The sequence below is a fragment of the Variovorax sp. FG153 genome, from assembly GCF_057809595.1.
The window spans coordinates 69,930-96,685 of sequence record NZ_JBMDKG010000021.1; the positions used below are offsets into that span (position 1 = coordinate 69,930).

Here is a 26,756-nt window from a genome sequence, read left to right on the forward strand (position 1 = left end):
GATTCGAAATGCCTGGCGCGCAAGCGTAGCGGGCCGGCGCGGCCCGGTCACGCGAAACGTGGCGCGCGCACCTCGCTTCGATGGGGTGCGTTTTCCGGCGCGCAAGAAAAACGGGGCGACGCCGATGCAGCGTCGCCCCGTGCGGAATGGCGTTTCAGTCGGGCGCGAGCCTCAGGACTTCACCTTCACCTCGACGCGCCGCGCCTCGCCCGCGGGGCCGTCGGCCTGGGTCTGCTCGGGCTTGGCGAGCTCGATCTTGTCCTCGGGCGCGCCCGCGGCCTTGAGCGCATCGCCGACCGCCATCGCGCGCTGCTTGGCGAGCTCGGCGTTCTTCGCGGCGTCGCCGGTGGCGTCGTGGTAGCCGCTCACCAGCACCGTGTTGCCGCTCTGCACCGCCTTGATCACGTCGGCCAGTGCCTCCCTGGCATTGGGCGCGACCTCGGCGCTGCCGGTGGCGAAGTAGAACTTGACCACGCCGTTCTCGACCTTGACCGCGGCGGCTTCGGCCGCGGTCACCGCGCCCGAGGCCACGGCACCGGCCGGTGTGCTGACCGCGGCCGGTGCCATGGCGGCGACCGGTGCCGGGGGCGGCACGGCGGCCGTCGCATCGCCGGCATGGAACTTCACCACCAGCGGCACGATGAGCAGGGCCACGATGTTGATGATCTTGATCAGCGGGTTCACGGCCGGGCCGGCCGTGTCCTTGTAGGGGTCGCCCACGGTGTCGCCGGTGACGGCGGCCTTGTGCGTGTCGCTGCCCTTGCCGCCGAAGTGGCCGTCCTCGATGTACTTCTTGGCGTTGTCCCAGGCACCGCCGCCGGTGCACATGGAGATGGCGACGAACAGGCCCGTGACGATGGTGCCCATCAACAGGCCGCCGAGTGCCTTCGGACCGAGCAGCAGGCCGACCACGATCGGCACCAGCACCGGCAGCAGCGAGGGGATCATCATCTCCTTGATGGCCGCGCCGGTCAGCATGCCCACGGCCTTGCCGTACTCGGGCTTGGCGGTGCCTTCCATGATGCCGGGGATGTCGCGGAACTGCCGGCGCACTTCCTCGACCACCGAGCCCGCCGCGCGGCCCACGGCCTCCATCGCCATGGCGCCGAACAGGTAGGGGATCAGGCCGCCGATGAACAGGCCGACGATCACCATCGGGTCGCTGAGGTTGAAGCTGATGTTCAGGCCGAAGCTCTCGAGCTTGTGCGTGTAGTCGGCGAACAGCACCAGCGCCGCGAGGCCGGCCGAACCGATGGCATAGCCCTTGGTCACGGCCTTGGTGGTGTTGCCCACAGCGTCCAGCGGGTCGGTGATGTCGCGCACGCTCGCGGGCAGCTCGCTCATCTCGGCGATGCCGCCGGCGTTGTCGGTGATCGGACCGTAGGCGTCCAGCGCCACCACGATGCCGGCCATGCTGAGCATGGAGGTCGCGGCCACCGCGATGCCGAACAGGCCGGCCAGCGCGTACGAGGCCAGGATGGCGATGCACACGAAGATCACGGGCCAGGCCGTCGAGCGCATCGACACGCCGAGGCCCGCGATGATGTTGGTGCCGTGGCCCGTGGTCGAGGCCTGCGCGATGTGCTGCACCGGCTTGTATTGCGTGCCCGTGTAGTACTCGGTGATCCACACCAGCGCCGCCGTCAGCGCCAGGCCCACGAAGCAGGCGCCGAACAGCTTGAGCTGGCTGCCGCCGGCGCCGAGCGCGTTGTCGGGGATGAGCCAGCTGGTGACGAACCAGAAAGCGATCAGCGACAGGATGCCCGCCACCGCCAGGCCCTTGTAGAGCGCCGGCATCACGTTGGTCATGCCCGGCGAGGCCTTGACGAAGAAGCAGCCGATGATCGACGCGACGATCGACACGCCGCCCAGCGCCAGCGGATAGAGCACCGCGTTGACCGGCGCCGCCGTGACCATCAGCGCGCCGAGCACCATGGTCGCGATCAGCGTCACCGCGTAGGTCTCGAACAGGTCGGCCGCCATGCCGGCGCAGTCGCCGACGTTGTCGCCCACGTTGTCGGCGATCACCGCGGGGTTGCGCGGATCGTCCTCGGGGATGCCGGCCTCGACCTTGCCCACCAGGTCGGCGCCGACGTCGGCGCCCTTGGTGAAGATGCCGCCACCGAGGCGCGCGAAGATCGAGATCAGCGAGGAGCCGAAGGCGAAGCCGATCAGCGGATTGAGCAGCGCCGCCAGCGCATGGTTGCCGCTCGGCAGGCCCCTGGAGGCCAGGAACCAGTAGAAGATCGAGACGCCCAGCAGGCCCAGCCCGACCACCAGCATGCCGGTGATGGCGCCGCCGCGGAAGGCCACGTCGAGCGCCGGCCCGACGCCTTGGGTGGCGGCCTGCGCGGTGCGCACGTTGGCGCGCACCGAGACGTTCATGCCGATGAAGCCGCAGGCGCCCGAGAGCACCGCGCCGACCACGAAGCCGACCGCGGTCGTGAGGTCGAGGAAGAGGGCGATCAGGATCGCGAGCACCACGCCCACGATGGCGATGGTGCGGTACTGCTTGGCCAGGTAGGCCGCCGCGCCCTGCTGGATCGCCGCCGCGATCTCCTGCATGCGCGCGTTGCCCGCGTCCTTGGCGAGGATCCAACTTCGGGCCCAGATGCCGTAGGCCACGGCCACGAGGCCGCAGACGATGGCGAGGATGAGGGGGGTGTTGCCATTCATGCGTTGCTTCTCCATTCGTTCGTTGTGACGTGGAGACGGAAAGCGCGAGGATCCGTTGCGTGCAACGCGCGGGAGTCGAGATTTCCGCCGCGTTGCTTCCTCGAAGCTCGCTGCATCCCGGGGAGCCGGGGTGCGGAGCCGATTGGCCAACGGCTGCAATTTACAGGCAAAAACGAAATCGCGTGCGACGGGTCCATGACACGGAAAGTAAACTTCGGGTTTGTCCGCATCCCTCTCATACTTTTCAACTACTCGATAACGACATGGCCTTCGACAAAGTTTCCCCCGGCAAGAACGTTCCCGACGACTTCAACGTCGTGATCGAAATCCCGATGAACGCCGACCCGATCAAGTACGAGGTCGACAAGGAATCGGGCGCGATCTTCGTCGACCGCTTCATGACCACGGCCATGTACTACCCGGCCAACTACGGCTACGTGCCGCAGACCCTGTCGGGCGACGGCGACCCGGTCGACGTGCTGGTGATCGCGCCGTATCCGCTGCTGCCGGGCGTGGTCGTGCCCTGCCGCCCGCTGGGCATCCTGATGATGGAAGACGAAGCCGGCGTGGACGGCAAGGTGCTGGCCGTGCCGACCGACAAGGTGCTGCCGATCTACAGTCACTGGAAATCGGTGGACGACGTGAACCCGATGCGCCTGAAGGCCATCAGCCACTTCTTCGAGCACTACAAGGACCTCGAGGCCGGCAAGTGGGTCAAGGTGCTGGGCTGGGAAGGCATCGACGCCGCCCGCAAGGAAATCCTCGACGGCATCGCCGCGTACAAGAAGTGATGCGGTAGGCGCGTGTCGGTCGCTCCGGGGCAGTCACTCCTGCTCGAACGGCGACCGGCGCGCATCGCGCACGAAGGTGCCGGCCGTCGACGGGCTCGTGCATTCCGCGGCGCCCGCGGGCGTGTCGGTCACCACGATGCGGTCGGTGCCGAATTGCAGGGTGCGGGTGCAACGCCCGCCGAACGGCACCACCAGCCGCTGCCGCTCGTCGAGCCGGCCACGGCCTTGCAGCAGCATGTTGCCGCGCGCATCGGGGCAGATGTAGAGCTCGATGTCGAGCCCGCCGTCGTCCGATGGCGTCACGTCCAGGAAGCGCCCGTCCTTCGGACAGCGGCCCTCCACGTAGCGGCCGGTCCGGTGCAGCAGCGGCTCCGCCAGGTAGCGGATGCGCCGCTCGTAGTCCTCCCGCAGGCATTTCACGTCGGCCTTGCAGTGCCGGTTGCGCACCGCGAGCCAGTCGCGCTGGTCGCGCTTCAGGTAGGCGGCCCATTGGCCGGCATCGGGTGTCGCAAGCTGCTTGCGATAGAGCTCGGCCATGCTCTCGTCCTGCAGCGAGAGCGCGGGCGTGGCGCAGATGGTCTTCTCGGTGGGGTTCGAGGCCTTGGCGCAGTCGAAGCTGGCGGCATGGGCCGGGACGCAGGCGAGGGCCGCGAGGCCCAGGGCCAGCGCCCAGGGGAAGAGGGGGCGGATCGATGCGGGCATGCGGTGCTCTCCTGCGCGCCGGGCTTGCGCGATGGCCGCATGCTCGTTCCCGCGCCGGCCGCTGTCGATCTGCCGAACGGCAGGGCCGGCTATGCCCTTGGTCGGAGCCTCGGGCTCGACCTCAGCCGCGGGCCGCGTCGCCGGCCAGCCGCATCCATTCGCGGTTGACCGAGCGGGCGTGCGAGTTCCAGTGGCGCGCGGCCTGCTGGAGCTCGTCCCATTGGCGCTGCGCGGCGGCGCCGTCGCCCTGCTGCGCGAGCCAGGCCACGTAGCGCGCCCGCGCCTCGACGGTGTTGTACAGGCTCAGGGTCGATTCGAAAGCCTGGCGCGCCTCGTCGTTGCGGCCCTCGGCGGCCAGGGCGCGGGCCACCAGCAGCGCGACCTCGTCCTTGCGGTAGTCGTCGCGGGTCGAGCGCAGGCTTTGCAGCGCCTGCATCGCTTCGCCACCCGCGCCGGGACCGCCCGCGGCCAGCAGCGCGCTCGCGAGGCCGAACTGAAGTTCGGGATCGGAGGCCAGCGGGCCCTTGAGCGCATCGCGGTAATGCCCGACCGCCTCGCCGGCCTGGCCGCGGTCGAGCGCGGCCTTGGCGAGGCGCAGCTTGTTCTGCGCCGTGGGCGCGAGGTCGTAGGCCTGCTCGGCCGCGCGGTATTCGCGCTCGGGATCGATGAAGCCGATGGCCGCGCTCGCGACCTTGCCCGCGGTGCGCTGCATGCGCGAGGCGGGCAGGTACTCGACCACGAAGTAGACGATGCTGCCCAGCAGCGGAAAGCTGAACAGGATCAGCAGCCAGTACATCTGCTTGCCGTGGCGCATCGCGTGCACCGCGAAGAACAGCGCGATCAGGATGTGCAGACCCAGGCCGACGAATGGCATGACTTTTTCCCCTTGTTGTTGGCGATCTGCCGGGGTTTATAGCAGCCGTGTTTGGCCGTGACCTGACGCGGGCCCGCCGTCGCTTTCAGGCGGCCTTGAACGGGCTGCGCTCGCCCAGGTGGTCCATGTAGTTCTCGATGCCTTCGCCCTCGCGCTCGAGGAAGCGCTCGACCGCGTCGGCGAAGGCCGGATGCGCGAGCCAGTGGGCGCTGGTGGTCTTCACGGGCATCAGGGCGCGCGCCATCTTGTGCTCGCCCTGCGCACCGCCCTCGAAGCGCTGCACGCCGTGCGCGATGCACCAGGCCAGCGGCTGGTAGTAGCAGGCCTCGAAGTGCAGGCAGTCGACGCGCTCGACCGCGCCCCAGTAGCGACCGTAGGCCACGAGCGGCCGACCGGTGCCATCGTCGGTGGCCAGCGCGATCAGGCTGGCGGCGACCGGTTTGCCCTCCCGCTCGGCGACGAACAGCAGCCAGGCCTCGGGCAGCGTGTCGGCCATGCGATGGAAGAAGTCGCGCGTGAGGTAGGGCGGGTTGCCGTGCTCGCGGTAGGTGCGCGCGTAGCAGCGGTAGAAGAAGTCCCAGTCGGCGCGCGTGATGTCGGTCCCGCGCGACCAGCGGAAGCTCACGCCGGCATCGGCGACCTTGCGGCGTTCCTGGCGGATCTTCTTGCGCTTGTCGTGCGAGAGGCTCGCGAGGAAGGCCTCGAAGTCCGCGTAGCCGGGCGCCGGGTTCTGCCAATGGAACTGCACCGTGTGCCGCAGCATCAGCCCGGCCTCGGTACAGGCCTCGATGTCGGCCTCGGCACCGAACAGCAGGTGCAGCGACGACAGCTCGCTCTCCTTGCACCAGGCCACCAGCGCCTGGGCCAGCAGCGCGCGGCCGGCCGCGTCGCGCGCGAGCAGGCGCGCGCCGGGCACGGGCGTGAACGGCACTGCGACCGTCGCCTTCGGGTAGTAGGCCAGGCCGTGCTGCTGGTAGGCGTTGGCCCAGGCCCAGTCGAACACGTACTCGCCATAGGAATGGTCCTTGACGTAGACCGGGCAGGCGGCCTCGAGTGTGTCGCCGCGCCAGAGGGTGAAGAACTGGGCCGTCCATCCGCTCCCGGGCGTGGCGCTGCCGCTCTCGTGCAGCGCGGCCAGGTACTCGTGGCGCATGAAGGGCGAGGGTTCGGCCTGCGCGGCGAGCAGCGCGTTCCAGGCCTGCGGGCTCACGTCCGACGGCGACGCGACAACCCGAATGACATAATCGTTCAAGCCTGTTTCTTCCTTCCGTATGACGCTCAAGCTCGCCATCGCGCAACTCAATTTCGTGGTGGGCGATCTCCCCGGCAATGCCCGAAAAATCGTGGCGGCCGCGCGCGAGGCCCATGCCCAGGGCGCTCGCCTTCTGCTGACGCCCGAACTCTCGATCGCCGGCTACGCGGCCGAGGACCTGTTCCTGCGGCCGGCCTTCACCGAAGCTTGCGATGATGCCGTGAAAGGCATCGCCGCCGCTCTGGCCGACCTCAAAGACATGGTCGTGGTGGTGGGGCATCCGAGCGGCGGCAGCCTGCGCGGGCGCTCCGTGTCGGTGCAGTTGCGCCACAACGCGGCCAGCGTGCTCAAGGAAGGCCGCATCCTCCAGACCTACGCCAAGCGCGAGCTGCCCAACTACCAGGTGTTCGACGAGCGCCGCTATTTCGCGCCGGGGCAGGGCACCTGCGTGTTCGAGGCCGGCGGCGTGTCGGTCGGGCTGCTGATCTGCGAGGACGCCTGGTTCGACGCGCCGGCCGAGCTGGCGCGCGCCGCCGGCGCCGAGGTGCTGGCGGTGATCAATGCCTCGCCCTACCACGTGGGCAAGGAGGGCGAGCGCGTGGCGCGCATGGCCGATCGCGCGCGCGCCGTGGGGCTGCCGCTGGTCTATGCCCACCTCGTGGGCGGGCAGGACGAGGTGGTGTTCGACGGCGCCTCCTTCGCGCTGCAGGGCGATGGCGCGCTCGCCGTGCAGGCGCCGGGCTTCGAGGAGAAGCTGGTGCTGGCCGAGCTCGAGCGTGCACCGTCGCAGGGCGTGCGCTTCCTGTCCGAGCCCATCGCCGCGCCGCGCGACGCCGAGGCCCAGCTCTGGGATGCGCTGGTGCTCGGCGTGCGCGACTACGTCGGCAAGAACGGCTTTCCGGGCGCGATCCTCGGGCTGTCGGGCGGCATCGACTCGGCGCTGGTGCTCGCGATCGCGGTCGATGCGCTCGGCAAGGACAAGGTGCGCGCGGTGATGATGCCCTCGCCCTATACGGCCGACATCAGCTGGATCGATGCGCGCGACATGGCGGGGCGCCTGGGCGTGCGCTACGACGAGATCTCGATCCGCCACACCTTCGAATCGTTCAAGACGGCGCTGGCCCCCGAGTTCGCGGGCCGGCCCGAGGACACGGCCGAAGAGAACATCCAGGCCCGCATCCGCGGCACGCTGCTGATGGGGTTGTCGAACAAGTTCGGCTCGATCGTTCTCACCACGGGCAACAAGAGCGAGATGGCCACCGGCTACTGCACGCTCTACGGCGACATGGCGGGCGGCTTCGCGGTCATCAAGGACCTGTTGAAGACGACCGTGTTCGCGCTCGCGCGCTGGCGCAATGCCCACGATCCCTATGGCACCGGCACCGAGCCGATCCCCGAGCGCATCATCACGCGGCCCCCGAGCGCCGAGCTGCGGCCCGACCAGACCGACCAGGACAGCCTGCCGCCCTACGACATCCTCGACGCGATCCTGGCACGCTACATGCAGGATGACGAGGGCATCGACGAGATCATCGCCGCGGGCTACGACCGCGCGGTGGTCGAGCGGGTGGCAAGGCTCATCAAGATCAACGAATACAAGCGGCGCCAGGCGCCGGTAGGCATCCGGGTGACGCACCGCAGTTTTGGCAAGGATTGGCGTTACCCTATCACCAGCAAATTCAACGAAACCGCCGGAGCACGCAAACCATGAAGCAGATCACCGCCATCGTCAAACCCTTCAAGCTCGAGGACGTACGCGAGGCCCTGGCCGAAGTGGGCGTCACCGGACTCACCGTGACCGAGGTCAAGGGCTTCGGCCGCCAGAAGGGCCACACCGAGCTGTACCGCGGCGCCGAGTACGTGGTCGACTTCCTGCCGAAGATGAAGGTCGAGGTGGTCGTCAACGAGGGCGACGTCGAGCGCTGCATCGAGGCCATCGTGAACTCGGCGCGCACCGGCAAGATCGGCGACGGCAAGATCTTCGTCACGGCCGTCGAGCGCATCGTGCGCATCCGTACCGGCGAAGAGAACGAGAACGCGGTCTGAGCTGAACCGCAGGGGCCGGCGCTCGCCGGCCTTTCACAAGAGGTTCAGAGGTTCTCGGCCAGCCGGTCGTCGCGCGGATGGCGCGGCACCTCGGCACGCAGCGCCGCGAGCAGCGGCTCGGCCTCGGTGCCGGTGCGCACCAGGCTCATCTGCCAGTCGCCCATCAGGCCGTCTCGCACGCTCTGGGCAAGGAATTCCAGCAACTTGTCGTAGTAGCCCGCGCTGTTGAGGATGCCGACCGGCTTGTCGTGGTAGCCGAGCTGGCGCCAGGTCCAGATCTCGAACAGCTCCTCGAAGGTGCCGATGCCGCCGGCCATGGCCAGGAAGGCGTCGGCGCGCTCGCCCATCATCGCCTTGCGCTCGTGCATGGTGTCGACCACGTGCAGCTCGTCGCACAGCGGGTTGGCCAGTTCCTTGTCGACCAGCGCCTTGGGGATGATGCCGACCACGCGTCCGCCCGCGGCGCGCGTGGCCTCGGCCACCGTGCCCATCAGGCCGGTGCGGCCGCCGCCGTAGACCAGCTGGCCACGCTGCTGGCCGATCCAGCGGCCGACCGCCGTGGCGGCTTCTGTGAACTCGGGACGCTCGCCGGGGCGCGAGCCGCAATACACGCAGATCGAAAATTCAGGGGTCATCCCTCGATCATGCCTCGCGCGGCGGGCCCGCTCATGACACGAAGCGCGTCCACAGGGCTGCCGCCCAGATGCAGGTGCACAGCGACAGCGACAGCAGCACCGCGGCGCTGCCCATGTCCTTGGCGCGCTTGGAGAGGTCGTGCCACTCGGGGCCGATGCGGTCGATGGCCGCTTCCACGGCCGTGTTGAGCAGTTCGACGATCATCACCAGCACCGCGCTGCCCGCGAGCAGGGCGATCTCGACCCAGCTGCGGCCGAGCCAGAAGGCGGCGGGGATCATGACCATCGACAGGATGGCTTCCTGCCGGAAGGCCGGCTCGCCCCAGCCGGCGCGCAGGCCATGCAGCGAGATCAGCGTGGCGTGCCAGACGCGATCGAAGCCCTTGCGGGCCTTCTGCGGATTGACGGCGGGATCGGGAAGTTCGGGCAGGGCGCTCATCGGCGGCTCATGGGCTTGGAGGTGACGAGCCGGGTGCCGGCCCAGGCGTCGTGCCAGAACTGGCGTTGCGGATGGAAGCGCGCCAGCAGGGCCCAGATGGCCACCCAGCCGAAGACGAGCACCGTGACTTCGGGGCCCGACAGCTTGAAGGGCGCGATGGCGGCGAGCGGCGGCAGGAACCAGATCCAGCTCAGCAGGTAGCGCGCGAGCGCGCGGCGCTGAGTGACCGGGTGGCCGTGCGCGTCGACGATGCGGATGTTCCAGGTCTTCATCGCCAGCGTCTGGCCCTTGGCCCAGAACCAGACGAAGTAGACGCCGAACACGATGAAGAGGAAGGCCTGGAGCAGGTGGCGCCGCTCGTCCATGGCGTCGCGCATCTGGCCCAGCGTGCTGAAGAGCCAGCCCGAGACGAACACCACGGCGAACAGCAGCATGCCTTCGTAGAGCCAGCAGGCCATGCGGCGCCAGAGTCCCGGGGCTTGTGCGATGGAAAGGGAAGCGTCAGATGCGGCAGGGGCAGGCGAATCCGACTCCGAAATTTCGGAAGGGCTGGAAACCATCGAGACCTTGGGTCAGGGGGCGGGCGATTGATCGACCGCGCGCCCCGCGGAAGTGGAAGACGGTGTGGAGGATACCGAAGTCGACGGACCGGACGGTGAAGTGTACGGAGACGGCACCTGGGCTTCGGCCGGCACCGGCTGAGGCGTATAGGTGGCAGGGGGCGCGACGGAAGGCGCTGCGGGTGCGGTGGTGGCTGTCGCGGTTGCGGCGGTACCGGGGACGGTCGCCGGCGGATTCGCGACGACGGCTGCCGCCGGCACGATGGCTGGGGTTGCGGGCGCCGCGGGTGGCGCGAGCTGGATGCGGGGCGTGTGCTGGCCGGTCGAAGTGACGGCCGGAACGGCGACGAGCTTCTGCGAGGACACCGGCCGCACCGGAATGGCTGCGCCCTTGGGCTTGGCCGGCGCGCGTTCGGCGAGCTTGCGCTTTTCCTCTTCGCTCAGCGCCTGGTACTGCTCCCACTTGGCCTTGCGTTCGTCGGCCGGCACGCGCTTGACCTCGGCGAAATTCAGCCGGGCCTGGACGCGTTGCTGGTTGCTGAGCGCGGCCCATTCGATCATGCGGCTGCGCAGCGTGATCTGGTCCTCGGCCGGCAGCGAGGCGTAGTTGCGCGACAGCGCGAGCCACTTGCGCTTCTGGCCGACGTTGAGCGTGTTCCAGTGCGGAGCCAGTGGTTGCAGCGCTTGCTGCTGCTCGGCGGTGAGCTCGGCCCACAGCGGCTTGGTGAGCTGCGCGGGCTTGGCGGCGGCGGACGCGGCCATGGTGCCGGTGGTCGTTGCCTTGGGCGTATCGGCGCGGACCGCTTCCGAGCGCACGGGCGTGGTCTGCGCGACCGCGATCGTCAATCCCAGCGCCGCGGCGGCCACGATGCCGGCCCCGGCGAAGCGAGCCGCCACGCCTTGCGACCACGAGCGCGAGGAGCGGGGCGAAATCGCGGGGGGCTGGGTGCGGCGTGGCATTCGGGTGATCGGTCGGAGGGAGGCGTGGGGGAGGAGCAGGAGGAGCCAGGACGGAAGCGGCAAGGCCGCTTGCCGTCAATCGGAGGCGCCGTCGGACTTGAGGAACTGCGCGAAGCCCGGGTCGGTGTAGGCGGCTGGCGGCAGGTCGCCGGTGAGCAGTGCGGAATCGACCTCGGCCAACTCGCTGGCGCGGTCCTCGTCCTGCATCACGCTGATGGTGATCAGGCCGGCCACCAGTGCCACGAGCGGCACCACGGTGCCGATTCGGGTCCACCAGCCCCAGCCACCGCCGCCCAGGACGGCGGTGCTGCCCGACTGCACCACCGCGGGCGCCGCACGCAGCTGCGGTGCCTGCTTGCGCTGGGCCACGGCTTGCGCACGCGCCACGCGCAGGCGTTCGCCGATGTCGTGCGGCAACGCCTGGTTGCCCGCCGACAGGCGCGCGGCCACGCGTTGACCGAACTCGTTTTCGGCGACGGAAGAAATAGGAACCTTAGTATTCATAGCGAAATTCCCTTGGCTTTGAGCGCCTTGCTCAGAGCGTGGACGGCGCGCGAGCAATGGGTTTTGACGCTGCCCTCGGAGCAGCCCATGGCGGCGGCCGTCTCAGCGACGTCCATTTCTTCCCAGTAACGCATCAGGAAAGCCTCGCGTTGACGGCCCGGCAATGCCGCGATCTGTTCTTCGATCTCATGCAGGACCTGTGCCCGGCGCGTGGTGTCCTCGGCGCTCTCGGTCTCTCTGGAGTCGGTCTCGGAAGCGAAGTTCTCGAGCAGGTCGAAATCGCCGTCGTCGTCGATGGCCTCGAAGTCGCTGAGGTTCGAGAACAGCGCGCGGCGGGTCTTCTGGCGGCGGAACCAGTCGAGCGTGCAATTCGAAAGAATGCGCTGGAACAGCATCGGCAGCTCGGCGACGGGCTTGTCGCCGTAGTGCTGAGCCAGCTTCATCATGCTGTCCTGCACGATGTCGAGCGCCGCTTCCTCGTCTCGCACGTGATAGACCGACCGCTTGAAAGCGCGTCGTTCGACGCTTTTCAGGAAATCGGAGAGTTCTTGTTCGGTGGCCAAGCGTCAGAGGGGCGCCGGGCGCCGCGTGGGAATGGATGTCGGGCGGGAATGCCTCGTTGTTGGCCGCGAATTATGCCCGCCGCTCCTGACGAATCGTGTTGCGGGGCGATACGGGCTCGGCGGAAGGCCGCGTCGGTGTCATAATCGCGGTCGCAAGTCAAAAGGCAAACGGGTCACGGTCCGGCGGAACAATCAGTCCGCCCATGGCTTTGGCCTCAAGTCCTGGCGCGGCCCCACAAGGGTTGGCAAGGGGCACCCAAGGTTTTTCGTTCCCGAAAAAACTCCAAAGGTTGATCATGGAAATCTCGAAGGCGGAACTCGCTTCCGCAGCAGCCGCGTCCTCCGGCGCCGGCAATCACTCGCAAGAACTCATGGGCGCCGAAGTGCTGGTCAAGGCACTGCAGGCCGAAGGCGTCCAGTACGTCTGGGGCTACCCCGGCGGCGCGGTTCTCTACATCTACGACGCGTTCTACAAGCAGGACACCATCCAGCACGTGCTGGTGCGCCACGAGCAGGCGGCGGTCCACGCGGCCGACGGCTATGCGCGCGCCACCGGCGAGGTGGGGGTGGCGCTGGTCACCTCGGGCCCGGGCCTGACGAATGCGGTCACGGGCATCGCCACGGCCTACATGGACTCGATCCCGATGGTGATCATCTCGGGCCAGGTCCCCACGGCGGCGATCGGCCTGGATGCCTTCCAGGAATGCGACACGGTCGGCATCACGCGCCCGATCGTCAAGCACAACTTCCTCGTCAAGGATCCGAAGGACCTGGCGATGACGATGAAGAAGGCCTTCCACATCGCACGCAGCGGCCGTCCGGGCCCGGTGGTGGTGGACGTGCCCAAGGATGTCTCGTTCAAGAAGGTGGCCTACGCCGGCTACCCCGAGAAGGTCGAGATGCGCTCGTACAACCCGGTGCGCAAGGGCCACGGCGGCCAGATCCGCAAGGCGCTGCAGCTGCTGCTGAACGCCAAGCGTCCCTACATCTACACCGGCGGCGGCGTGCTGCTGGGCAATGCCACCAACGAACTGCGCACGCTGGTCGACATGCTCGGCTACCCGGTCACCAACACGCTGATGGGCCTGGGCGCCTATCCGGCGAGCGACCGCAAGTTCCTCGGCATGCTGGGCATGCACGGCACCATCGAGGCCAACAACGCGATGCAGAACTGCGACGTGCTGCTGGCCGTGGGCGCGCGCTTCGACGACCGCGTGATCGGCAACCCGAAGCACTTCGCGCAGAACGAACGCAAGATCATCCACGTCGACATCGACCCCTCGAGCATCTCCAAGCGCGTGAAGGTCGACATCCCGATCGTGGGCGACGTGAAGGACGTGCTCACCGAGCTGATCTCGATGATCCGCGAGAGCACGACCAAGCCCGACGCCGGCGCGCTCGCCAACTGGTGGAAGACCATCGAGGGCTGGCGCGACCGCGACTGCCTCAAGTACGACCGGGGCAACAAGGACGTGATCAAGCCGCAGTTCGTCGTCGAGACGCTGTGGAACATGACCAAGGACACGGACACCTACATCACGTCCGACGTCGGCCAGCACCAGATGTGGGCCGCGCAGTACTACCGTTTCGACGAGCCGCGCCGCTGGATCAACTCGGGCGGCCTGGGCACCATGGGCGTGGGCATCCCCTACGCCATGGGCATCAAGCTCGCGAAGCCCGATGCGGAAGTGTTCACCATCACGGGCGAAGGCTCGGTGCAGATGTGCATCCAGGAACTGTCGACCTGCCTGCAGTACAACACGCCGATCAAGATCTGCTCGCTGAACAACCGCTACCTCGGCATGGTGCGCCAGTGGCAGGAGATCGAATACTCCGGTCGCTACAGCCACAGCTACATGGATGCGCTGCCCAACTTCGTGAAGCTCGCCGAGGCCTATGGCCACGTCGGCATGCTGATCGAGCGTCCCCAGGACGTGGAGCCCGCGCTGCGCGAGGCACGCAAGCTCAAGGACCGCACCGTGTTCATGGATTTCCGCACCGACCCCACCGAGAACGTGTTCCCGATGGTCAAGGCCGGAATGGGCATCACCGAGATGCTGCTGGGCTCCGAGGATCTCTGATCCGCGGCCCGTTTTCGACCGTTCGTTTCTCAACCTTTCACTGACGAATCTATTGCCCGCCGAGCCCGCGCATTACCGTGCGCGGGGGAGGGCGGCGAAAGCGAAAGCTTCCGCGCTGGCGAAAAGAGGAGTCACGCACACATGAAACACATCATTGCCGTTCTGCTGGAAAACGAGCCCGGTGCTCTTTCCCGCGTGGTGGGCCTGTTCTCGGCCCGTGGCTACAACATCGAGTCGCTGACCGTCGCGCCCACCGAGGATGCGAGCCTGTCGCGCATGACCATCGTCACCGCCGGTTCGGACGACGTGATCGAGCAGATCACCAAGCACCTGAACCGCCTGATCGAGGTGGTCAAGGTGGTCGACCTGACCGAGGGCGCCTACACCGAGCGCGAGCTCATGATGGTGAAGGTGCGCGCGGTGGGCAAGGAGCGCGAGGAGATGATGCGCATGGCCGAGATCTTCCGCGGCCGCATCATCGACGTCACCGACAAGAGCTACACCATCGAGCTCACCGGCGACCATGGCAAGAACGACGCCTTCCTCGAGGCGATCGATCGCAGCGCCATCCTCGAGACCGTGCGCACCGGCGCCAGCGGCATCGGCCGCGGCGAACGCATCCTGAGGGTCTGACCCGATGAAAACGGAGCTCGGTCGCCGTCCGTTCGGGCCGAGCTTGTCGAAGCCTCCGCGCGAGCGGGGACTGCATTGAGCCCTTCGACAGGCTCAGGACGAACGGCACAACACACTGCAACTCGCATATCTATCTGGAGAACATCATGAAGGTTTATTACGACAAGGACGCGGACCTGAGCCTGATCAAGGGCAAGACGGTGGCCATCATCGGCTACGGCTCGCAAGGCCACGCGCACGCGCAGAACCTCAACGACAGCGGCGTCAAGGTCGTGGTCGGCCTGCGCAAGGGTGGCGCTTCGTGGGACAAGGTCGGCAAGGCCGGCCTCCAGGTCGCCGAAGTGGCCGATGCCGTGAAGTCCGCCGACGTCGTCATGATCCTGCTGCCCGACGAGCAGATCGCCAACGTCTACAAGAACGATGTCGCGCCGAACATCAAGGAAGGCGCTTCGCTGGTCTTCGCGCATGGCTTCAACGTGCACTACGGCTTCGTGCAGCCGCGCGCCGACCTCGACGTGTGGATGGTCGCTCCCAAGGCCCCGGGCCACACCGTGCGCAGCACCTACACGCAAGGCGGCGGCGTGCCCCACCTCGTGGCCGTGCACCAGGACAAGACCGGCAAGGCGCGTGACCTCGCGCTGAGCTACGCCACCGCCAACGGCGGCGGCAAGGCCGGCATCATCGAGACCAACTTCCGCGAAGAAACCGAGACCGACCTGTTCGGCGAACAAGCGGTGCTGTGCGGCGGTACGGTGGAGCTGATCAAGGCTGGTTTCGAGACGCTGGTGGAAGCCGGCTACGCGCCCGAAATGGCGTACTTCGAATGCCTGCACGAACTGAAGCTGATCGTCGACCTGATCTATGAAGGCGGCATCGCCAACATGAACTACTCGATCTCGAACAACGCCGAATACGGCGAGTACGTCACCGGCCCGCGCATCGTGACCGACGAGACCAAGAAGGTCATGAAGCAAGTGCTGCGCGACATCCAGACCGGCGAATACGCCAAGAGCTTCGTGCTCGAAGCCGCCGCAGGCCAGCCCGCGCTGATCAGCCGCCGTCGCCTGAATGCCGAGCATCAGATCGAAGTCGTCGGCGAGAAGCTGCGCGCGATGATGCCCTGGATCAAGAAGAACAAGCTGGTCGACCAGACCCGCAACTGATCTCCAGGCGAGCAGGGCGCTCCGGTGCCCGATTCCCCCAGGGCCACCCTCGCGGTGGCCCTTTTGCTTGGAGGGCGGGCGTGCCCCTGAACTACACTTCCGGGGATGCGACCCAGTGACCGAATTGCTATCGAAGAGATAGCTGAGCCGACAATGCCCATGAGGGACGGAGACCTATCCAATGCATGACGACACCGTCCCCGACGAGGTCCAGCCGCGCAAGCGGCGAAAGGGCATCTACGTCCTGCCGAACCTGTTCACGCTGGCCGCGCTGTTCGGCGGCTTCTATTCGGTCGTGATGGCGATGAACGCGCGCTTCGACCTCGCTGCGCTGGGCGTCTTCGCGGCCATGGTGCTCGACAGCCTCGACGGCCGCGTGGCGCGCATGACCAACACGCAGAGCGCGTTCGGCGAGCAGATGGACTCGCTGTCCGACATGGTCTCGTTCGGCGCCGCGCCCGCGCTGATCGCCTACGAGTGGTCGCTCAAGGGCCTGGGCCGCTGGGGCTGGATCGCGGCCTTCGTGTATTGCGCCTGCGCGGCGCTGCGGCTCGCGCGCTTCAACGTCAACACCGGCGTGGTCGACAAGCGCTGGTTCCAGGGCCTGCCGTCGCCCGCGGCCGCGGCGCTGGTGGCCGGTTTCATCTGGCTCATGACCGAATGGGGCAAGCGCGGCGGCGAGGTGCTGTACCTCTCGTGGACCCAGATCACCTGGATCACCTTCGCCTTCACGCTCTACGCGGGCCTCACGATGGTGACCAACGCGCCGTTCTACAGCTTCAAGGACGTGCAGATGAAGAAGAGCGTGCCCTTCGCCGTGATCGTGCTGATCGCGCTCGGCATCGCGGTCATCAACATCCATCCTCCGACGGTGCTGTTCGGCCTGTTCGTGGTCTACGGCCTGAGCGGTTACGTGGTCTATGCATGGCGCAAGGCCAAGGGGCAGCAGACCAGCGTGATCAGCACCTCGACCGAGGAACCCGACGAGCGCGGATTGCACAACTGAGACAGGCATTGCTGCACCGTCTTCACAAAGCCGCGAAGGCTGTGCTAAATTCGCAACCCTCATGACGAAGATGATTTCGCTGCTGGCCCTACTAGCTCTCCCTCACGGGCGGAGACGGTAGCGCACGCGCAAATCCATCACCACGGCCCGTTCGCACCAGCAACGGGCCGTTTTGTTTTTTGGGGTTGCTGGTTGATTACCAACCATCACAGCAGAGAAATCGACATGTTGAAGCAACCTCAAGCCAAATACCGTGCCTTCGCGCCCATCGGTCTCAAGGACCGCACCTGGCCCGACGCCGTGCTGACCAAGGCGCCGATCTGGCTGTCGACCGATCTGCGTGACGGCAACCAGGCCCTGGTCGAGCCGATGGACATCACGCGCAAGATGCGCATGTTCGAGACCCTGGTCGCCATCGGCTTCAAGGAGATCGAGGTTGGCTTTCCCTCCGCGTCGCAGGTCGAGTTCGATTTCGTGCGCAAGCTCATCGAGGAAGACCGCATTCCCGACGACGTGACGATCCAGGTGCTGACGCAGGCGCGCGACCACCTGATCGCTCGCACCTTCGAGGCCCTGCAGGGCGCCCCGCGCGCCATCGTCCATCTCTACAACGCCGTGGCGCCCGTGATGCGCCGCGTGGTGCTCGGCATGGACGAGGACGGCATCGTCGAGCTCGCCGCCTCGCATGCGCGCATGTTCAACGAGATGGCCGCGAAACAGCCGAGCACGCGCTGGACCTTCCAGTACTCGCCCGAGATGTTCTCGGGCACCGACCTCGCGTTCTCCAAGCGCGTGGTCGATGCGGTCACCGCGGTCTGGGCGCCGACGCCCGAGCGCAAGTGCATCGTCAACCTGCCCTCGACGGTCGAGCACTCCACGCCGAACATCTTTGCCGACATGATCGAGTGGATGCACCGCAACCTCGCGCGCCGCGATGCGATCGTGCTCTCGGTGCATCCGCACAACGACCGCGGCACCGGCACCGCCGCCGGCGAGTTCGCGTTGATGGCCGGCGCCGACCGCATCGAAGGCTGCCTGTTCGGCAACGGCGAGCGCACCGGCAACCTCGACCTCGTCAACGTGGCACTGAACCTCTACACGCAGGGCGTCTCGCCAGAGCTCGACTTCTCGAACATCGACGAGATCCGCGCCACGGTCGAGCACTGCAACCAGATTCCCGTGCACCCGCGCCATCCCTACGTGGGCGACCTGGTCTACACCTCGTTCTCGGGCTCGCACCAGGATGCGATCAAGAAGGCCTTCTCGGCGCGCAAGGACGGCGACATCTGGGACATGCCCTACCTCCCGATCGATCCGAAGGACGTCGGCCGCAGCTACGAGGCCGTGATCCGCGTCAACAGCCAGTCGGGCAAGGGCGGCATCGCCTACCTGCTCGAGAGCGAGTACGGCATCGAGATGCCGCGCCGCCTGCAGATGGAGTTCAGCCAGACGGTGCAGCGCGTGATGGACGTCGCGGGCAAGGAGCTCACGGCCGCGGACCTGTGGCAGCTGTTCGTGCGCGAGTACGGCATCGAGTCGGTACAGGCGCTCCAGCACCGTGTGCTGCAGGAGGAGGGCAAGGGCGGCGCCAACGCCTCGGTGCTTCTGCGCGGCGACCTGGCCTGGAACGGCGAGACCGTGGCCATCGAAGGTCGCGGCAACGGCCCGATCGATGCCTTCACGCACGCGCTGAGCGCCGCGACCGGCCACGCGGTGCGTGTCATCGACTACCACCAGCATGCGATCGGCGCCGGTGCCGATGCCAAGGCCGTGGCCTACCTGGAGCTGCGCGTGGACGAATCGCGCACGCTGTTCGGCGTGGGCATCGACGAGGACACCATCGCCGCGTCGCTGAAGGCGATCGTCTCGGGCGTGGAGCGCGCCAGGGGCAATGGCGCGCACAGCGCACAATCGGAGACCGCGACCGTCTGAACCCCATCCCGCCCGATGCGCCAGGTGGCCAGAAACGAAGGAGAACCACGATGACCGACCAACTCATAATTTTCGACACCACCTTGCGCGACGGCGAGCAGTCGCCCGGCGCCTCGATGACGCGCGACGAGAAGATGCGCATCGCCAAGCAGCTCGAGCGGCTGCGGGTCGACGTCATCGAGGCCGGCTTCCCGGCCAGCTCGAATGGCGACTTCGAGGCAGTGAAGGCGATCGCCAACGCGATCAAGGATTCGACGGTGTGCGGCCTCTCGCGCGCCAACGACCGCGACATCGCGCGCGCCGCCGAAGCGCTCAAGGGCGCGGCGCGCGGCCGCATCCACACCTTCATCGCGACCTCGCCGCTGCACATGGAGAAGAAGCTGCGCATGTCGCCCGACGAGGTGCACGAGCAGGCCCGGCTCGCCGTGCGCTTCGCGCGCAACCAGGTGGCCGACGTGGAGTTCAGCCCCGAGGACGGCTACCGCAGCGATCCCGACTTCCTGTGCCGCGTGCTCGAGACCGTGATCGCCGAGGGCGCGACCACCATCAACGTGCCCGACACCGTGGGCTACGCGATCCCCGAGCTCTACGGCAACTTCATCAAGACGCTGCGCGAGCGCATTCCCAACAGCGACAAGGCGATCTGGTCGGTGCATTGCCACAACGACCTCGGCATGGCGGTGGCGAACTCGCTGGCCGGCGTGAAGATCGGCGGCGCGCGCCAGGTCGAATGCACCATCAACGGCCTCGGCGAGCGCGCGGGCAACTGCTCGCTCGAGGAGATCGTGATGGCCGTGAAGACCCGCAAGGACTACTTCGGCCTCGCGCTGAACATCGACACCCAGCACATCGTGGCCGCGAGCCGCATGGTCAGCCAGACCACCGGCTTCGTGGTGCAGCCCAACAAGGCCGTGGTGGGTGCCAATGCGTTCGCGCATGCCTCGGGCATCCACCAGGACGGCGTGCTCAAGGCGCGCGACACCTACGAGATCATGCGGGCCGAGGACGTGGGCTGGAGCGCCAACAAGATCGTGCTGGGCAAGCTCAGCGGCCGCAACGCCTTCAAGCAGCGGCTGCAGGAACTCGGCGTGACCATGGAGAGCGAGGGCGAGATCAACGCCGCCTTCCTGCGCTTCAAGGAGCTGGCCGACCGCAAGTCCGAAATTTTCGACGAGGACATCCTCGCGCTTGTCAGCGCGGAGGAGGGTGCGAACGTTGGCGAACAGTTTGCTTTCGTTTCTCTCGCTCAGCACAGCGAAACCGGCGAACGCCCCCAGGCGAAGGTCGTCTTCACCGTCCATGGCAAGGAAGTCACGGGCGAGTCGGACGGCAATGGCCCGGTCGATGCTTCCCTCAAGGCCATCGAATCGCACGTCAAGAGCGGCGCCGAGATGGTTCTTTACTCGGTCAATGCCATCAGTGGCTCGACGGAAAGCCAGGGAGAAGTTACAGTCCGGTTACAAAACGCGGGGCGGGTGGTCAACGGCGTCGGGGCGGATCCCGACATCGTTGTAGCGTCGGCAAAGGCTTATTTGAGTGCGCTCAACAAGTTACAGAGCCAAGCTGAGAGAGTGGCGGCACAAGGTTAGGTTTTCGGGCGATCCTTGGTATTCGAATGAAGAAAAGGATGCAAGTAGCTGATATTGCGTGCCTTTTTTGATTTCGATACACTGCGGTCCTCATTCCTGCCGCTGGAGATTTTGTACATGCCCGAAGCCCGTCTCCACCGCGTTTCAAGCCTTCGCACCCTCGCCGTCGCGTTCTGCGCGACGGCTTTTTTGTTGTCCGGCGCCCACGCCGCCAAGAAAGAAAAGGCCGCCCCCGCCAAGACGGCGGCCGTCTCGAAGAAAGCCCGCGGCGCCGCGCCGGTCGAGGTGAAGCGCAATGCCGCGTCGTCCAAGGTTGCCAAGCGTGGCGGCCGTGAAGACAAGGCCGACAAGGTGGTCCGCGGTGGCCGCAACGTGGTGGCCACCCTGCAGAAGAAGAACGGCAAGACCGTGGTGGCCGTGCAGCGCCGCTCGGTGGTCCGTGTCGAGGCGCCGCCGCGCCAGTCCTTCGGCCAAATGGCCGGCCTGCATACCACCGACGACGCGCTCGAGCTCAAGTCGAGCGTCGCGCTGGTGGTCGACCAGGACACGCACGAGGTGCTGTTCAGCAAGAACGACCACGCCGTGCTGCCGATCGCCTCGCTCACCAAGCTCATGACCGGCCTGCTGATCAGCGAGGCCAAGCTGCCGAACGAAGAGCTCATCACCATCACCCAGGACGACGTCGACACCGAGAAGCGCAGCAGCTCGCGCCTGACGGTCGGCACCACGCTCACGCGCGGCGAACTGCTGCACCTGGCGCTGATGTCGAGCGAGAACCGCGCCGCCCACGCGCTGGGCCGCACCTATCCCGGCGGCCTGAGCACCTTCGTGAGCATCATGAACGCCAAGGCGCGCATGCTCGGCATGAAGGACACGCGCTACGTCGAGCCCACCGGCCTGTCGAGCCGCAACCAGTCGAGCGCGCAGGACCTGGCGCTGCTGGTGAACGCCGCCTACGCCGACGCCACTGTGCGTTCGCTGTCCACCTCGCCCGAGTACCAGGTCGAGGTCGGCCGCCGCACCTTGCAGTTCAACACCACCAACCGCCTCGTGAAGAGCCCCGACTGGGACATCGGCGTGCAGAAGACCGGCTACATCTCCGAAGCCGGCCAGTGCCTGGTGATGCAGGCCCGGGTCGCGGGCCGCAAGCTGATCATGGTGTTCCTCGATTCGGCCGGCAAGTTCAGCCGCATCGCCGACGCCGAGCGCGTGCGCCGCTGGGTCGAGGCCACGCATGCGGTTCCGGGTTCGCCGGCCGCCTCGCGCGCCGTGGCGTACCAGATCGCGGGCTGAGCGGGCCCGCCCAAAGACGAAAGCCGGCGGTTGCCGGCTTTTTTCATGGGGGGCGCGAGGAGAGCGGTCAAAGCCCCTGGAAGGCGCCAGGCGCCTCTCAGGCGCCCTCGGTGGAGGCCGACCCCGGCGCGGCCGCTACGGCCCCGCCAGCGGGCGCCACGCCCTGCTTGAAGCCCAGTGCCTCCGAGATCTCGTTCGCGGTCGCCTGCAGTTTCGGCAGCCAGCCTTCGTCGAGCCGGTCGGCCGGTGCCGAGATCGACAGCCCCGCGACCAGCTTGCCCTGGTCGTCGTAGATGCCGGCGGCCATGCAGCGCACGCCGAGTTCGAGCTCCTCGTTGTCGCGCGCGATGCCGTACTGGCGCGCCTTCGACAGCTCGCGCTCGAGCGCCGGCAGCTGCGTGATGCTGTTGCGCGTGTGGCCGGCCAGTCCGGTGCGGGTGGCGTAGCTGCGCACCCGCTGCGGATCGTCAGCGGCCAGGAACAGCTTGCCGGTGGAGGTCAGGTGCAGCGCGGCGCGGCCGCCGATGGCGCGCACCACCTGCATCCCCGAGCGCTCGCTGTAGGAGCGCTCGATGTACACGATCTCGTCGCCCTGGCGCATGCTGAGGTTGACCGGCTGCTGCGTGAGCTTGTGCAGCTCGCGCATCGGGCCCAGCGCGGCGTCGCGCACGTTGAGCCGCCCCTTGACCAGGTTGCCGAGCTCCAGCAGGCGCATGCCGAGTCGGTAGCTGCCGGCCTCGGGACGGTCGACGAAGCGGCCGACCGCGAGGTCGTTGAGGATGCGGTGGGTGGTGGAGGGATGAAGCCCCGTCTTTTCGCTGATTTCCTTCAGGGAAATGGCTTCTTCGCGCGAGGCCAGCACGTCGATCAGCGCGAACATGCGTTCGATGACCTGGATGACGGGGGTGGCCGGAATGTCTGAATGGTTTTTTCTCATGGCGCTGTGCGGTGAAGACCGGGCGCCATTTTATCTTGTGAAATCGCTGGCGCGCTGCCAGCGGCCGTCGATCAGCAATTCGTGGGGCGCGAAGCGCGCCTTGTAGTTCATCTTCGGGCTGTGTTCGATCCAGTAGCCCAGGTAGACGTGGGGCAGGCCGAGCTTGCGCGCCTGCTCGATCTGCCAGAGCACGCTGTAGGTGCCGTAGGCCATGCCGTCCTCGGGCTCGTAGAAGGTGTAGACGGCCGAGATGCCGTCGTTGAGCACGTCGAGGATCGACACCATCTTGAGCGCGCCCGCGCTGCCATCGGGCAGGGTCTCGCGGAACTCGACCAGCCGCGAGTTCACGCGGCTTTGAAGCAGGAACTGGGTGTACTGGTCGATGCTGTCGTGGTCCATGCCGCCGCCCGCGTGGCGGCCGTTCTGGTAGCGCAGGTAGAGCTGGTAGTGCTCGGGCACGAAGCACAGCTTGAGCACGCGGGCCTGCAGGTCGGCGTGCTGCTTGACCGCCCGGCGCTGGCTGCGCGAGGCCTTGAAGGCATTGGCCAGCACCCGCAGCGGCACGCAGGCGCGGCAGCCGTCGCAGTACGGGCGGTAGGTGAACATGCCGCTGCGCCGGAAGCCGCTGAGCACCAGGTCGGAGTACGCGTCGTTGTGGATCAGGTGGCTGGGAGTGGCCACCTGCGAGCGGGCCTGGCGGTCCGGCAGGTAGCTGCAGGGATAGGGCGCGGTCGCGTAGAACTGCAGCGTGTGGAGCGGGAGATCCTTGAGGTGCGTCACGTCGGGTGAGAAGGTCGCGCGGACAGGAGTTCGGACCAGTATACGGGCTCGAAACGCCACGCGGGGCCCGTCGCTTCCCGGGCCCGGGCCACGTGCTCGACGAAGCGCGCGCGCGGCATTTCGTGCGCGCCCAGGCTCGCGAGGTGAGCCGTGTTCTGCTGGCAGTCGATCATCCGCACGCCGAAGCGCCGGCACAGGCACACCAGCGCCGCCAGCGCGATCTTCGAGGCATCGGGGCGGCGCGTGAACATCGATTCGCCGAACACGGCGCCGCCGATCGCCACGCAGTAGAGCCCGCCCGCGAGCTCGCCGTCGATCCAGGTCTCGACGCTGTGGGCGTGTCCGGCCCGGTGCAATTCGGTATAGGCGGCGACCATGTCGGGCACGATCCAGGTGCCCGACTGGCCCGGGCGGGCCGAGCCGGAGCAGGCCCGGATGACGGCCGCGAAGTCGTGGTCGATGCGGATCTCGCAGCCCGGCGCCTGCGCGAAGCGCGCCAGCGTCTTGCGCAGCGAGCGGTGGAGCCGGAAATCGGCCACCTGCAGCACCATGCGCGGATCGGGGCTCCACCACAGGATCGGCTGGTCCTCGCTGAACCAGGGGAAGACGCAGCGGCCGTAGGCGCGCAAGAGAGTATCGACATCGAGCGAGCCGCCGGCGGCCAGCAGGCCGGGCACGGGATCGGCGATTCCCCACGCTGTCGAGGGGTCGGGCAGGGCATCGCCGGGTTCGAGCCAGGGCAGTTGTCGCATGGCCGTAGGTATACACGGCTTGCGCGGCGCATCTTCGTATCGGGGGCGAAAAACCGGGCCAACCCGCCGCCGCGTCCCCCTGGTTGCGCCCCTTTCTGGTGCCCTCGCAATGCACTCGTCCAAAGGCGCACACGTTTGCCCAAGCTCACATATAGTGCGGAGCTTCCTTCGAAGAAGCACCCCATGACGGTCCCAGCGCGCCAGCGTTGTGCGCGGGCCCGGTACAAGAGGACCACGTTGACCACAGACCCCAACCCCATGCGTTTCGGCAGCGGCCAGGCCGTGCGCCGGCTCGAAGACCAGAGTCTTCTCTCAGGTGCCGGCCGCTACACGGACGACGTGTCCCTGCCGAACCAGTCCCACCTGGTCTTCCTGCGCTCCCCGTACCCCCACGCGCGCCTCGTCTCGGTCGACACCTCGGCCGCGCTCGCGCTGCCGGGGGTGCTCGCCGTGATCACCGGCGCCGACCTGGCCGCGGCCGGCGTCAAGCCGATGCCCGGCGCCGCCGGCTTCAAGCGTGCCGACGGGGGCGACAGCGCCAGCCCCGCGCGCCATGCCATCGCGCACGAACGCGTGCGCTTCGTCGGCGAGGCCGTGGCCGTGGTGGTGGCCGACACCGTGCAGCAGGCGCGCGACGCGGCCGAAGCCGTGATGGTCGAGTACGAGGAGCTGCCGATGGTGGTCGACCTCGCGGCCGCCACCGCCGAAGGCGCGCCCCAGCTGTGCGAAGCGGCGAGCGGCAACGTCGCGGCCGAGATGCGCCACGGCAGCAGCGAGGCCGCCACGGCCGCCTTCGCCAAGGCCGCCCACGTGGTGGCGCTCGACGTGGTCAACCAGCGCGTGGTGGCACTGACCATCGAGCCGCGCTCGGTGCTCGCGGCGCCCGATGCCGACACCGGCCGTCTCACGATCCGCATGAGCACCCAGATGCCCTCGGGCGTGCGCGATTCGATCTGCGCCGCCATCGGCCTGACCAAGGACAAGGTCCGCGTGGTGGTCGGCGACGTCGGCGGCGGCTTCGGCATGAAGACCGGGGCCTACCCCGAGGACATCGCGGTGGCCTTCGCGGCGCTGCAGGTGAAGCGCCCCGTGAAGTGGGTGGCCGACCGCAGCGAGGAATTCCTCTCGAGCGCCCATGGCCGCGACATCGAGGCCAAGGCCGAGCTCGCGCTCGATGCCAAGGGACGCATCCTCGCCCTGCGCATCAAGACGCTGGCCAACGTCGGCGCCTATGCCACCGGCACCGGCGTCGCGATCCAGCTGCTGATCGGCCCCTGGGTGCAGACCAGCGTCTACGACATCCAGACCATCGACTTCCACTTCAAGGCGGTGCTCACCAACACCGCGCCCACCGGCGCCTACCGCGGCGCCGGCCGGCCCGAGGCGATCTTCACCATCGAGCGGCTGATGGACGAGGCCGCGCGCCAGACCGGCATCGACCGCATCGAGCTGCGCCGGCGCAACTTCATCCGCCCCGAGCAGATGCCGTACAAGAACCCGATGGCGCAGACCTACGACACCGGCAAATTCGAGTCGGTGATGGACCAGGCGCTGGGCCTGGCCGACTGGAACGGCTTCGAGGCCCGCGCGGCCGAATCGGCGCGCAACGGCCGCCATCGCGGCCTGGGCATCGCCACCTTCCTCGAGTGGACCGGCGGCAACGTGTTCGAGGAACGCGTCACCGTCTCGGTGCAGGCCGACGGCGTGATCGAGGTGTTCTCGGCCGTCAATGCCATGGGGCAGGGCATCGCCACCTCGCTGGCCCAGCTCGCGGTCGACGCCTTCGGCGTGCCGATCGAGAAGGTGCGCGTGGTGCTCGGCGACACCGACCGCGGCGACGGCTTCGGCAGCGCGGGTTCGCGTTCGCTGTTCACCGGCGGCTCGGCGGTGCGCATCGGCGCCGAACGCACCATCGACAAGGCGCGCGAACTCGCGGCCCAGGAATTCGAGGTGGCGATCGACGACGTGACCTACAGCCGCGGCGCCTTCGCCGTGATCGGCACCGACCTCGAGCTCGACCTGTTCACGCTCGCGGGCAAGCAGCCCGAGCGCGAGATCTTCGTCGACTCCACCAGCACCGTGGCCGGCCCGACCTGGCCCAACGGCTGCCACATCTGCGAGATCGAGATCGATCCGCCCACCGGCGAGATCAGCGTGGTGGCCTACAGCTCGGTCAACGACGTGGGCCGCGTGGTCAACCCGATGATCGTGCGCGGCCAGCTCGAGGGCGGCGCGGTGCAGGGCATCGGCCAGGCGCTCTACGAGCAGGTGGTGTACGACCACGAGACCGGCCAGCCCGTCACCGGCAGCCTGATGGACTACGCCGCGCCGCGCGCCGACATCGTCAGCACCATGTTTCACATGGAGATGGACGAATCGACGCCCTGCAAGAACAACCCGCTGGGCGTCAAGGGCGTGGGCGAGCTGGGCACCATCGGTGCCACGCCGGCCATCGTCAATGCCGTGGCCGACGCCTTCGCGCGCAACGGCCATGCCGCCCGCGCGCCGCGCCTGCACATGCCGCTGAGCCCCTCGCGCGTGTGGCAGGCGATGCAGACGGTCGACTGAGGGCCCGCCGCACGGCCGGT

At 67.7% G+C, this 26,756-nt stretch carries 24 protein-coding genes; 11 read left to right on the top strand and 13 right to left on the bottom strand.

All coding sequences use genetic code 11. The annotated features are described in order from the left end of the window. Positions 1 to 171 precede the first annotated feature (171 nt). Positions 172 to 2,676, bottom strand: a complete 2,505-nt coding sequence (locus ACODT0_RS22255; protein ID WP_489042286.1) for a sodium-translocating pyrophosphatase — start codon at positions 2,674 to 2,676, stop codon at positions 172 to 174. Between the two features lie 263 nt (positions 2,677 to 2,939). On the opposite strand from ACODT0_RS22255, the gene ppa reads away from it, so the two are divergent. Next, on the top strand, positions 2,940 to 3,467 hold the full coding sequence (gene ppa / locus ACODT0_RS22260; protein ID WP_057592497.1) for an inorganic diphosphatase: 528 nt from the start codon (positions 2,940 to 2,942) through the stop codon (positions 3,465 to 3,467). Between the two features lie 33 nt (positions 3,468 to 3,500). Here ppa and ACODT0_RS22265 read toward each other — a convergent pair whose 3' ends face one another. The 3 genes from ACODT0_RS22265 to ACODT0_RS22275 form a co-directional block, all read right to left on the bottom strand. Continuing rightward, the gene (locus ACODT0_RS22265) at positions 3,501 to 4,169 is read right to left on the bottom strand and encodes a lysozyme inhibitor LprI family protein (protein ID WP_489042287.1); all 669 of its coding nucleotides are present in this window, start codon (positions 4,167 to 4,169) and stop codon (positions 3,501 to 3,503) included. 121 nt (positions 4,170 to 4,290) lie between these two features. Continuing rightward, positions 4,291 to 5,043 (bottom strand): hypothetical protein, encoded by a 753-nt coding sequence (locus ACODT0_RS22270; RefSeq protein ID WP_057592495.1) that lies wholly within the window; start codon positions 5,041 to 5,043, stop codon positions 4,291 to 4,293. 85 nt (positions 5,044 to 5,128) lie between these two features. Continuing rightward, a complete protein-coding gene (locus ACODT0_RS22275; RefSeq protein ID WP_489042288.1) occupies positions 5,129 to 6,295 on the bottom strand; it encodes a GNAT family N-acetyltransferase in 1,167 nt (388 codons plus the stop codon). Between the two features lie 19 nt (positions 6,296 to 6,314). Here ACODT0_RS22275 and ACODT0_RS22280 point away from each other — a divergent pair, with 19 nt between their 5' ends. Next, positions 6,315 to 8,006: an NAD+ synthase gene (locus tag ACODT0_RS22280; protein ID WP_057592493.1), complete on the top strand. Its 1,692-nt coding sequence runs from the start codon at positions 6,315 to 6,317 to the stop codon at positions 8,004 to 8,006. After that, the gene (locus ACODT0_RS22285; RefSeq protein WP_013540975.1) at positions 8,003 to 8,341 is read left to right on the top strand and encodes a P-II family nitrogen regulator; all 339 of its coding nucleotides are present in this window, start codon (positions 8,003 to 8,005) and stop codon (positions 8,339 to 8,341) included. The genes ACODT0_RS22280 and ACODT0_RS22285 overlap by 4 nt, the downstream gene beginning before the upstream one ends. Positions 8,342 to 8,385: 44 nt before the next feature. Here ACODT0_RS22285 and ACODT0_RS22290 read toward each other — a convergent pair whose 3' ends face one another. From ACODT0_RS22290 to ACODT0_RS22315, 6 genes are all read right to left on the bottom strand, one after another. Next, positions 8,386 to 8,976 (bottom strand): LOG family protein, encoded by a 591-nt coding sequence (locus ACODT0_RS22290; RefSeq protein ID WP_057592492.1) that lies wholly within the window; start codon positions 8,974 to 8,976, stop codon positions 8,386 to 8,388. Positions 8,977 to 9,007: 31 nt separating this feature from the next. Then, positions 9,008 to 9,415 carry a diacylglycerol kinase gene (locus ACODT0_RS22295; protein ID WP_057592491.1) on the bottom strand — a complete coding sequence of 136 codons (408 nt, stop codon included), beginning with the start codon at positions 9,413 to 9,415 and terminating at the stop codon, positions 9,008 to 9,010. Then, positions 9,412 to 9,975 carry an RDD family protein gene (locus ACODT0_RS22300; protein ID WP_057592490.1) on the bottom strand — a complete coding sequence of 188 codons (564 nt, stop codon included), beginning with the start codon at positions 9,973 to 9,975 and terminating at the stop codon, positions 9,412 to 9,414. The genes ACODT0_RS22295 and ACODT0_RS22300 overlap by 4 nt, the downstream gene beginning before the upstream one ends. 12 nt (positions 9,976 to 9,987) lie before the next feature. After that, entirely contained in the window at positions 9,988 to 10,935 is a 948-nt protein-coding gene (locus tag ACODT0_RS22305) for a DUF3106 domain-containing protein (protein ID WP_489042289.1), read from the bottom strand. Positions 10,936 to 11,010: 75 nt separating this feature from the next. Then, on the bottom strand, positions 11,011 to 11,439 hold the full coding sequence (locus ACODT0_RS22310) for a DUF3619 family protein (RefSeq protein WP_489042290.1): 429 nt from the start codon (positions 11,437 to 11,439) through the stop codon (positions 11,011 to 11,013). Then, the gene (locus ACODT0_RS22315) at positions 11,436 to 12,002 is read right to left on the bottom strand and encodes an RNA polymerase sigma factor (protein ID WP_057592487.1); all 567 of its coding nucleotides are present in this window, start codon (positions 12,000 to 12,002) and stop codon (positions 11,436 to 11,438) included. Before ACODT0_RS22315 ends, ACODT0_RS22310 begins: the two co-directional genes overlap by 4 nt. Positions 12,003 to 12,298: 296 nt before the next feature. On the opposite strand from ACODT0_RS22315, the gene ACODT0_RS22320 reads away from it, so the two are divergent. From ACODT0_RS22320 to ACODT0_RS22350, 7 genes are all read left to right on the top strand, one after another. Beyond that, positions 12,299 to 14,083, top strand: coding sequence for an acetolactate synthase 3 catalytic subunit (locus ACODT0_RS22320; protein WP_057592486.1), 1,785 nt, complete (start codon positions 12,299 to 12,301; stop codon positions 14,081 to 14,083). 141 nt (positions 14,084 to 14,224) lie between these two features. Further along, positions 14,225 to 14,716, top strand: a complete 492-nt coding sequence (gene ilvN / locus ACODT0_RS22325) for an acetolactate synthase small subunit (protein ID WP_012747479.1) — start codon at positions 14,225 to 14,227, stop codon at positions 14,714 to 14,716. Positions 14,717 to 14,862: 146 nt separating this feature from the next. Continuing rightward, positions 14,863 to 15,879: a ketol-acid reductoisomerase gene (gene ilvC / locus ACODT0_RS22330; RefSeq protein ID WP_057592485.1), complete on the top strand. Its 1,017-nt coding sequence runs from the start codon at positions 14,863 to 14,865 to the stop codon at positions 15,877 to 15,879. Between the two features lie 181 nt (positions 15,880 to 16,060). Next, positions 16,061 to 16,885: a CDP-diacylglycerol--serine O-phosphatidyltransferase gene (gene pssA / locus ACODT0_RS22335; protein WP_057592484.1), complete on the top strand. Its 825-nt coding sequence runs from the start codon at positions 16,061 to 16,063 to the stop codon at positions 16,883 to 16,885. A gap of 225 nt (positions 16,886 to 17,110) precedes the next feature. After that, a complete protein-coding gene (gene leuA, locus ACODT0_RS22340; RefSeq protein ID WP_413763700.1) occupies positions 17,111 to 18,817 on the top strand; it encodes a 2-isopropylmalate synthase in 1,707 nt (568 codons plus the stop codon). Between the two features lie 50 nt (positions 18,818 to 18,867). Then, a complete protein-coding gene (locus tag ACODT0_RS22345; protein WP_057592482.1) occupies positions 18,868 to 20,406 on the top strand; it encodes a 2-isopropylmalate synthase in 1,539 nt (512 codons plus the stop codon). A 117-nt stretch (positions 20,407 to 20,523) separates the two neighbouring features. Further along, a complete protein-coding gene (locus ACODT0_RS22350; RefSeq protein ID WP_261213788.1) occupies positions 20,524 to 21,699 on the top strand; it encodes a serine hydrolase in 1,176 nt (391 codons plus the stop codon). Between the two features lie 97 nt (positions 21,700 to 21,796). Here ACODT0_RS22350 and ACODT0_RS22355 read toward each other — a convergent pair whose 3' ends face one another. From ACODT0_RS22355 to aat, 3 genes are read right to left on the bottom strand one after another with little or no spacing between them, the layout of a single operon-like run. Then, positions 21,797 to 22,636, bottom strand: a complete 840-nt coding sequence (locus ACODT0_RS22355) for an IclR family transcriptional regulator (RefSeq protein ID WP_057592480.1) — start codon at positions 22,634 to 22,636, stop codon at positions 21,797 to 21,799. 30 nt (positions 22,637 to 22,666) lie between these two features. Beyond that, positions 22,667 to 23,416 (bottom strand): arginyltransferase, encoded by a 750-nt coding sequence (locus tag ACODT0_RS22360; RefSeq protein WP_203205672.1) that lies wholly within the window; start codon positions 23,414 to 23,416, stop codon positions 22,667 to 22,669. Continuing rightward, complete coding sequence (aat, locus tag ACODT0_RS22365; RefSeq protein ID WP_057592478.1) at positions 23,413 to 24,168, bottom strand: leucyl/phenylalanyl-tRNA--protein transferase; 756 nt, start codon at positions 24,166 to 24,168, stop codon at positions 23,413 to 23,415. The genes ACODT0_RS22360 and aat overlap by 4 nt, the downstream gene beginning before the upstream one ends. A gap of 258 nt (positions 24,169 to 24,426) precedes the next feature. Here aat and ACODT0_RS22370 point away from each other — a divergent pair, with 258 nt between their 5' ends. Continuing rightward, positions 24,427 to 26,736 carry a xanthine dehydrogenase family protein molybdopterin-binding subunit gene (locus ACODT0_RS22370; protein ID WP_489042291.1) on the top strand — a complete coding sequence of 770 codons (2,310 nt, stop codon included), beginning with the start codon at positions 24,427 to 24,429 and terminating at the stop codon, positions 26,734 to 26,736. The last annotated feature ends 20 nt before the right edge of the window (positions 26,737 to 26,756 follow it).